This window comes from Natronospira sp., from assembly GCF_007134575.1.
Taxonomy (GTDB): domain Bacteria; phylum Pseudomonadota; class Gammaproteobacteria; order Natronospirales; family Natronospiraceae; genus Natronospira; species Natronospira elongata.
Map to the genome: position 1 here is coordinate 20,568 of NZ_SLKM01000022.1, position 8,540 is coordinate 29,107.

Here is an 8,540-nt window from a genome sequence, read left to right on the forward strand (position 1 = left end):
TTCAGGCGACCCGGGACCCACCCCGGGCGCCCGTTTCCGGCCGCCACTCGACGAAATTGCTCAACAGCCTGAGGCCCGCGGCCTGGCTTTTTTCGGGATGAAACTGCACCGCCACCACATTCTCGTGGGCCACCGCACAACAGAAGGCTTGCCCATAGTCACATTCGGCCAGCACGTCTTCGTCCCGATCAGGCTGACAATAGAAACTGTGAACGAAATAGAACCACGGCGCATCCAGCCCCGACCACAGGGGGTGGTCCTGTCTGGCCCGGGCCCGGTTCCAGCCCATGTGGGGAATCTTGAGGCCGTGAGTCTCTGCCAACTCCGGGGAAAAGCCGCGCACGCGTCCGGGCAGGATGCCGAGGCCCGCCTGCCCGCCGCTCTCCTCGCTGTGGCCGAATAGCGCCTGCATCCCAAGGCAGACCCCAAGGAAGGGGCGTTCGCGACTCAAGCGGCGGACGGTTTCAACAAGGTCCAGTCGCTGCAGTTCGCTCATGCAGGCGGCCATGGCCCCCACGCCGGGAAAGACAATGCGGTCGGCCCGAGCGAGCTCGTCAGCGTCGGCAGTCACCACCACACGGCTGCGCGGGGCCACCTTCTCCAGGGCCTTGGCCATGGAGTGGAGGTTGCCCATTCCGTAGTCGATGACAGCGATTCTGTTCATGCCGGCCCGGTGTTGCTGGCTTGCTCCCCGTTGCCCTTGCTAGAGACTGCCCTTGGTGGATGGTGTGGTATCGCCCATGCGTGGGTCGTCGGTCACCGCCATGCGCAGTGCCCGGCCAAAGGCCTTGAAGACGGTCTCCGCCACATGGTGGGCGTTGCGACCCTGCAGTCCGTCCACATGCAGAGTCAGGCGGGCGTGATTGACCAGCCCCTGGAAGAACTCACGGATGAGGTCCACATCGAAATCGCCGATTCGCGCCCGGGGGTAGTCAACCCGATACTCCAGTCCCGGGCGTCCGGAGAGATCCACCACTACCCGTGACAGGGCCTCATCAAGGGGTACATAGGCATGGCCGTAGCGGGTCAGGCCCCGTCCCTCGCCCCAGGCTTCGGCCAGGGCCTGACCCAGGGTGATGCCGACATCCTCCACGGTGTGATGGGCATCGATCTCCAGATCACCGTCGGCCTCGACCTCAAGGTCGATCAGGCCGTGGCGGGCGATCTGATCCAGCATGTGCTCGAGAAAGGGGACACCGGTGCGCAGTCGGGCTTCGCCGCTGCCGTCCAGGTCCAGGGATACCCGGATGTCCGTCTCACGGGTCTTGCGGTGGATGGCTGCCTTGCGGGCGGTCATTGTGCATCTTCACGGTTGGAAATCAAGGAGACCAGCATACCGCATGTCCCCGTCATGGTCAGTACCCCGGCACAATCCCACCTGATTTGGGGGGTATCTGGGGGGCATTGGGGCCCCCTGCCCGGGGGGGTGAATGCGCCAAAATTCCCAACTAAGCTGCAAACCGTGTGATTTTGGTTTGAATGATCGCCCCGCGAAGGGCCGGGAGGCAAAGATGGAATTTGAAGTGAAAGATGGGGCCGCGCCTAAAAAGGCGTGCTCCTTCCATAAGCGGTCGGCAGCGGCACTGGCGCTGCTCGCAGGTTTTGGTCTGAGTGCCTGTCTCGCCGATGGCGAGGGTGATCCAGGCGATGCAGTTGGTGAGGAGCCCGACTTTTTCACCGTTGGCGGCGAGCTCCAGGGCCTGAGCGATGACAGCGTCGATTTGCTGCTCAACGACGAGCACACCTTGACCCTGAGCGAGAATGGCGCCTTCAATTTCGAGGAAGAGATTGAAGACGGCAGTGATTATGAAGTTGTGGTGGATGGGCAACCGTCCGGCCAGTTCTGTGAGGTGTCCAATGGCAGTGGCGTCGTGGCAGGTAGTGATGTCACGGATCTCCAGGTCAACTGCGACTCACTGGCCCTCAACGCTTCCAACGCCGAAGGCGCGGTTCATCTGGATTGGGACCTGGCCGGGCCTGTGGATATTCTTTATAGCACCGATTATGAATGCGACTGGTCCAATGTCCAGGCCTGTGAAAATGGCGGCACGGTGGTCGATGTCGAAGGCGGTGAGCACAGTCTATCGGTGTCGGAAGACGACCTTGAGCTGAATGCCGCCTACACCTTCGTAAAGCGAGTTGCGGGCGAAACTTCTGCTCCAGTCGTCGCTACGCCGGCCAGCTTCCAGCTTTCCGGGCCCGTTCATGACACCGTGATTCTCAGTGAACATGTGATCGTCGGTGGCGAATTTGGCATGTACGGTGACCAATCAATTGGGCTGAGCTTTGTGCGACCGGACCTCGATGGTGCTCCGACAACTGGCCCGATCGTGCAGCTCGATGCTAGCGTCCTCAGCAAAGCCTCCAGGGTCATTGAGGACCCTGAGGGGGGGTGGTTCGTTGCCGGCCACTTTGAAACCGTTCAGGGCGTGGACAAGCCCCTGGTTGCTCGCCTGAATCCTGATGGCAGTCTTGATGAAGACTGGGGTGCGGAATTCTCCGGTAGTTTCGCTCTGGACATGGTGATGTACGAAGATCGTCTCTATGTCACGGGGGATTTCGGTGAGGTCGATGGCGATGATACCCATGCCAATCTCGTGGCATTGAATCTGGATGGTACTGTCGATACGGATTTTAGCCCTGAATCTCCGAATGACCGGGCATTCCGCATCCTGATTGAAGATGATCGACTTTATCTCGCTGGCAGGTTTTCAGATTACGGGCCCAACGATCAGCAAGGCATCGCGGCGCTGGATTCCCAGACCGGCGATGTCATTGAGGACTTTGAAGCCAGTCTGAACGATGGTGCGTTCGACCTGTTCGTCGATTCAGAGCGCTTAATTGTCGCCGGCCAATTTAGCGAGGCTAATGGTGAGCCCTATGAGGGCGTTGCCATCTTCAATCTGTCAGACGGTAGCCTGGATTCTGATTTCGAGAATCCGGAGGTTTCCGGAAGCGCCATTGGGGTTCATGCCTGGAACGATTACCTCTTCGTGGGTGGCCTTTTTAACGAAGTGGCCGGTGTAAGCAGAATGGGATTTGCTGCGCTCGACCGGGAGGATGGTAGTGTCGATCCGGACTGGGATGCTCAGACTGATGAGGAGGTGTATCGAATCACGGTCCACGAAGGTCAGCTCTATATTGCTGGCGAATTCCGGCAGGTAGCCGATAGCACAGTCCATGCCTTTGCTCGCCTGGACCCGGATACCGCCGCTTTGGATGAAAGCTGGGTGCCGGTGGTGGAGCATCAGGGTAGCTTCGCCTATGGTTGGAGTATTGATTTCTTTGATGGTTATGCCGCACTTGGAGGCTATGTTCAGGCTGCTGGTGGCCATAGGGTCGATCATCTCGCCGCCTTCGAGATTGAGTCGGGCGATCTCGAAGTTGACTGGCAGGCCCAGGTCGACGGCCCGGTCTATGCCCTCGATGTTGATAATTCCAATGGTCATCTATATGTCGGTGGCAGCTTTTCGACCGCGGGCGCCGACGGTGAGGAGCGCGGCAACGCCGCTGCTTTCGATAGTCAGACCGGGGAGCTTGAGGGTTGGGATCCCGGTACGGATGATACCGTTCATGATCTTCTGTTCTCGGGGAACGGTGTCTACCTGGCAGGTGCCTTCACCACCCTTGATTTTCCGGGTGTGGGCACAGCGGACCGTCAGCGCATGGCGCTCGTGGATCCGGATCTCGGGATATGGGATGCGGATACTGGCGACCCTGAACTGAATGATGTCGCTTACAGTCTGGGCCATTACACGGGCATTTCAGATGCTGTCGTTGTCGGCGGTCGTTTCACGCAGTCTGCTGGGGATGATGTGGACCACTACCACGGTTTTGGTGGTACGGATTTTTCCAATACCTTTTCCCTTACGGAGTTCAATGGCAACGTCCGCGCTGTGTGGATTGATCAGGACGATGAGAATCTATCCTTCGTTGGTGGTCAGTTCACCCAAGCTCAGGGTGATCCGCATGAGTACTTCGTCTGGAATCCTGACTCCTACAACCCGGAAGATGATGCCCCTCAGCCCGACGGCACTGTGTGGGCGATCGACTATCGGCTTGACAGCGAGCGACTGCTCATCGGTGGGGACTTCAACGAGATCAACGTCAGCAACCGCCATGGATTCGCTGCCTTTGACTTCGACGGTGACGACTTCACCCTGAAGGACAATACGCCGGGATTCGATGGTCGTGTCCATGCCATTGCGCAGACGGACACCCTCATTGCAGTGGCGGGTGAGTTTGTCCAGGTGGGTGATTACCGGCAGCGCTATATTGCGCTTCTGGATGCCGATACCTTCGAGCCGATCTGGTCCGCACCCGAGGCGGCAGAGAGCATTTCGGAAACAAAGATGGTTGAGCCATCAAGACAGGCAGCAGATGCTGATGGTGATCTGATCCGTTCCAGCATTGAATGACACTGGTGCCACCTCCGCCGAATCAACGGCGGAGGTGGCTGGCCCTAGATTGATAGCGTGACAGATTCTGGAGGAACATATGAAATTGACAGCGATTAAGCGGTTCTCACTTGCCGGGCTGACCTGTCTAGCCATGGCGGGAAGTGCCAATGCCATGGAAGCGCAAATTGGACTCCACTATGCCGATTTTGATGATTTCGATGACGGTTTTGGTGTTTCCGGGTCCATAGAATCACTGGATTTCCTGCCACAACTTCGCCTGGGCGGTGAATTCAGTTCTGTCGAGTACCTGGATGTCCTGCGTTTCAGCGCCGGCTGGGTGCTTGACATGGATGAGCTGGAAATCGACCTGGGCTACTCCTATCGCTACTGGGACTTTGAGGGCGATTTTGACGAAGACATTTACTCATTACACGCCAAGGTCCAGTATTCCGTGCTGCCCGAACTGCATCTTCGGGGTAGCCTGGAGTTCGCTATATTCGACCATCTGGATGACGAGACGGCGATAATCGGGGTCGGTGCGGCCTATGACATAACGCCCGAATTCAGTCTCGGCCTTGATGTGGAAGTCTACGAGGCTGACTTTGTCGATCAGACCTTTATCCGATTCGGTGCCAGTTACCACTTCTAGGGCCTGGATTGCCGCCGCGGGTCACCTAGACCTGCGGCGGCACCGACAGCCAGAAGGTCACCGGCCCATCGTTGACGAGGGCCACCTGCATGTCCGCGCCGAAACGGCCGGCCTCGACGCGGGCGTGTTCCTGCCGGGCGAAAGCCAGGGCATGCTCGAAGAGGCGCTGGCCTTCCTCCGGCGGGGCCGCCGGGGTGAAGCTTGGGCGGGTACCCTTGTGGGTATCGGCCGCGAGGGTGAATTGGGGCACCAACAGTAAGCCGCCATCGATATCCACCAGACTCTGATTCATGCGGCCGCCCTCGTCCGGGAAGACACGGTAAGCCAGTACTCGCCGCACCAGGCGCTCCGCAGCCCTTTCGCTGTCGCCCCGTTCAACCGCCCACAGCACCATCAGGCCGGTATCGATCCGGCCCACCGTCTCTTGCTTGATGCGAACACTGGCCTCGCGAACCCTTTGTAGCAGTGCAATCACCTCGCCTCCCTTGCTGACTGGGAAAAATTGTCAACTTATTGTCTGTCCACGGGGTTGTAGGCATTGTCCTACAGCCGAATGCGCGCTTCCCCGACTGTCGGGGCCCGGAACAGGGGCCATACTGTAACCGTCCGCAGGCTGGAAAGGACAGTGCCAGGACGGCACCCACAGGGAGGGGTGACAGGATCGTCACCGGAACCGGCCACGAAGGGATGCACACCGGGATGGTGGCGGGCGTGCACTCAATCACCTTCGCTGACAGGTGAACCTCGGCACACGGGATGTGCCGGGGTTTTTTTTGGTGGGGGTCGCTGACCCGGGGTGGCTGCGGCGTCTGAGGGGCTGTGCGGCCCTCTCGCTTGCGCTTCGCTCGGCACGTAGCGCCACTACGCACCTCGCTCCAGCGCGGCGCGAGAGAACCGCACAGCCCCTCAGCCACTCGCATTCCCCCCGGGCCAGCGACCCCACGGTCTCTTCCTTCGGGGTGACGTAGCGTTGCTATGTGCCTCGCTCTAGGCCGTGGGAGCGGATTCATCCGCGATCGGGCGTTCGGTCTGAAGCCTTTCGCGGATGAATCCGCTCCTACAGCGGTATGGCAGGGTCCATAAGCTCGCCGCTACGCAGGAACATACTCCGGGTATTCGGGTTTCCACATCAGGCTGTCGACGGCAGCTTCCAATTCTTCTGCCGGTTCTGCCAGGCCGTCCTCAACGCAGGCCTGGGCCACGGTGAGGGCGATGTGGCGGGTGATTTCGCGCAGGCCTTTCATGGGCGGGTAGAGGCGGCCGGCGGCCAGGTCGTCTTCGGAGATGCATTCGGCCAGGGCGTCGGCGGCGACCGTGAACAGGCGATCGGTGATGCGGTCGGCCTGCACGGCCAGGGCACCCAGGCCAACCCCGGGAAAGATATAGACATTGTTGCCCTGGGCAATTTCGTGGATCTTGCCGGCGTGCTCCACGGGATCGAAGGGGCTGCCGGTGGCCACCAGGGCGCGGCCTTTCGTCCAGCGGATCAGGTCCTCGGGGCGGGCCTCGGTATTGGCGGTGGGATTGGAAATGGGCAGGATGATCGGCCGCTCCGTGCCGGCCTGCATGGCCTGGATCACGCGCTCGGTGAATATCCCCGGCTGACCCGAAGTGCCCAGCAGGACGGTGGGCTTGACCGCCCGAATCACCGTCTCCAGGTCGCGCGCCCCGTTTGGGTCTATGCCTACTGCCTGGCCGTCCTCGGGCTGCCAGGCAAATTCCTGCTTGTATTCATCACTGAGGTTGCCGTCGTCAATCAGCAGCCCGCGGCTGTCCAGGACCGCGATGGCGCGGGTCAGGTCCTCACCCGCCACACCATCCCGCCGCAGCCATTCCCGTAGCTGGCGGGCAATGCCGATGCCCGCGGCGCCGGCTCCCAGGATCAGTACCCGCTGCTCGGCAGGTCGCTGGCCCACGATTCGGCAGCCCGCCATGACCCCGGCGAGGGTCACTGCGGCGGTACCCTGGATATCATCATTGAAGGAAAGCAGCCGATCGGCGTAGCGGTCCAGCAGTCGGAAGGCATTGGCCTTCTTGAAGTCTTCCCATTGCAGGAGCGCTTTGGGAAAACGTTTCTTCACTGCCCCAACGAATTCTTCCACCAGCGCGTCGTAGGCCTCGCCGCGCAGGCGGCGCTCGCGGATGCCAACATACAGCTCGTCATTGAGCAGCTCTTCGTTGTCCGTGCCCACATCCAGGCTGATGGGCAGGCACTGGCTGGGATGAATGCCCGCCGCCACGGTGTAGAGGGCCAGTTTGCCGATGGGGATGCCGATGCCGCCGGCGCCCAGGTCGCCCAGACCGAGAATGCGCTCGTTGTCCGTGACCACGATGAGGCGAACATCTTCATAGGGCGCATTTCCCAGTATCTCGTTCACCCGCCCCTTGTCCCGGGGGGTAATCCACAAGCCCCGTCCGCGCCGAAAGATATGGCTGTATTTCTTGCAGGCCTGGCCCACCGTGGGGGTGTAGACGATGGGCAGGAACTCGTCCAGGTGTTCCTCCAGCAGTTGGTAGAACAGCGCTTCGTTGCGGTCCTGGAGCGCTGCCAGGCCGATATAGCGTTCAATGGCATCATCCTTGCGCACGATGGCCTGGTAGGTCCGCTTCTTCTGGACCTCCTGGCTCGATGTTCGGTCGGGCAGCATCCCTTCAAGGCCGAAAGTCCGCCGCTCCTCCGCGCTGAAGGCGGTCCCCTTGTTGTACATGGGGTGAGCCAGCAGCGCACGGCCACGGAGGGGGACTTCCAGCTGATCGCGGCCATTGGATCGGCGGTGGAGGCGGAATGTCTGCATCAAGTTCTCCCGTCGATACTGAAATCCGAGCAAGGGGTGGTGGGGGGCCCCATTCAGGGGGCAGTCGCGGCCGGCCAGATTTGCTAATTTTCGCCGCGTAAGTGACCATTCTCATTGCGGACGGGCGGTTTTGACAAGTGATGTGTCCTGTCCTGTGACGCACCAGGCAGATTTTTATAACCATTTTAATCAACAATGCTTTCTCAGGAGTTCCCAATCATGAAAAAGCAATTTCTCGTAGTTGGTAGTTTGCTCGCTCTGACCTTCTCTGCTTCCGTGGCAGCAGAGGGCTTTGATGCTGACCGTATGTACGTCGGTGGCGGTATTAACCAAAACAGCGTCAGTGGTCTGGATGATGCAACCGGTTTTCAGATTTTTGCCGGTTACAATCTCGGCGATGTTTTCGATGTTGAAGGTCTTGATCTGCTTATCGAGGGTGGGTACTGGACCTCAGGCGATTTTGAAGGCGGCACGGACTTTTTCGGTAATACCTTCACCATGTCAGCCGACGGCATCTGGGGTACTGCTGTATTCGATTATGCGGTGAATCCCGACTTTTCCCTGCTCGGTCGCGCCGGGCTTGACCTGGGTGATGATGACGGTCTGATGATCGGCTTCGGCGGCGGCTGGAATCTCAATCCGGAAATCCAGCTGCGTGGCGAATATGTCATCCGTGACAACATTGATTCCCTCCAA

The 8,540-nt window shown here is 59.9% G+C and carries 7 protein-coding genes; 3 read left to right on the forward strand and 4 right to left on the reverse strand.

Translation table 11 applies throughout. The features are described from left to right. Position 1: 1 nt before the first annotated feature. Together hisH and hisB are read right to left on the reverse strand one after the other, a co-directional pair. A complete protein-coding gene (gene hisH / locus ACJWXQ_RS01015) occupies positions 2–664 on the reverse strand; it encodes an imidazole glycerol phosphate synthase subunit HisH (protein ID WP_346050722.1) in 663 nt (220 codons plus the stop codon). 39 nt (positions 665–703) lie between these two features. Then, positions 704–1,297 carry an imidazoleglycerol-phosphate dehydratase HisB gene (gene hisB / locus ACJWXQ_RS01020; protein WP_346050723.1) on the reverse strand — a complete coding sequence of 198 codons (594 nt, stop codon included), beginning with the start codon at positions 1,295–1,297 and terminating at the stop codon, positions 704–706. A gap of 214 nt (positions 1,298–1,511) precedes the next feature. On the opposite strand from hisB, the gene ACJWXQ_RS01025 reads away from it, so the two are divergent. Then, a complete protein-coding gene (locus ACJWXQ_RS01025) occupies positions 1,512–4,418 on the forward strand; it encodes a delta-60 repeat domain-containing protein (protein WP_406671955.1) in 2,907 nt (968 codons plus the stop codon). A gap of 154 nt (positions 4,419–4,572) precedes the next feature. Beyond that, entirely contained in the window at positions 4,573–5,049 is a 477-nt protein-coding gene (locus tag ACJWXQ_RS01030) for a hypothetical protein (protein WP_374729193.1), read from the forward strand. A 25-nt stretch (positions 5,050–5,074) separates the two neighbouring features. On the opposite strand, the gene dtd is transcribed toward ACJWXQ_RS01030, so the two are convergent. Further along, positions 5,075–5,524, reverse strand: a complete 450-nt coding sequence (dtd, locus tag ACJWXQ_RS01035; RefSeq protein WP_406671956.1) for a D-aminoacyl-tRNA deacylase — start codon at positions 5,522–5,524, stop codon at positions 5,075–5,077. A 616-nt stretch (positions 5,525–6,140) separates the two neighbouring features. Then, complete coding sequence (locus ACJWXQ_RS01040) at positions 6,141–7,844, reverse strand: NAD-dependent malic enzyme (protein ID WP_346050727.1); 1,704 nt, start codon at positions 7,842–7,844, stop codon at positions 6,141–6,143. 219 nt (positions 7,845–8,063) lie between these two features. Between ACJWXQ_RS01040 and ACJWXQ_RS01045 the strand changes: the two genes are divergently transcribed. Then, on the forward strand, positions 8,064–8,540 hold a 477-nt coding region (locus ACJWXQ_RS01045), incomplete at its 3' end, for an outer membrane beta-barrel protein (RefSeq protein WP_406671957.1).

Excerpts from the sequence above, each read along its gene's own strand:
- hisH (WP_346050722.1), bottom strand. The coding sequence starts at position 664 with ATGAACAGAATCGCTGTCATCGACTACGGAATGGGCAACCTCCACTCC.
- hisB (WP_346050723.1), bottom strand. The coding sequence starts at position 1,297 with ATGACCGCCCGCAAGGCAGCCATCCACCGCAAGACCCGTGAGACGGAC.
- ACJWXQ_RS01025 (WP_406671955.1), top strand. The coding sequence starts at position 1,512 with ATGGAATTTGAAGTGAAAGATGGGGCCGCGCCTAAAAAGGCGTGCTCC.
- ACJWXQ_RS01030 (WP_374729193.1), top strand. The coding sequence starts at position 4,573 with ATGGAAGCGCAAATTGGACTCCACTATGCCGATTTTGATGATTTCGAT.
- ACJWXQ_RS01040 (WP_346050727.1), bottom strand. The coding sequence starts at position 7,844 with ATGCAGACATTCCGCCTCCACCGCCGATCCAATGGCCGCGATCAGCTG.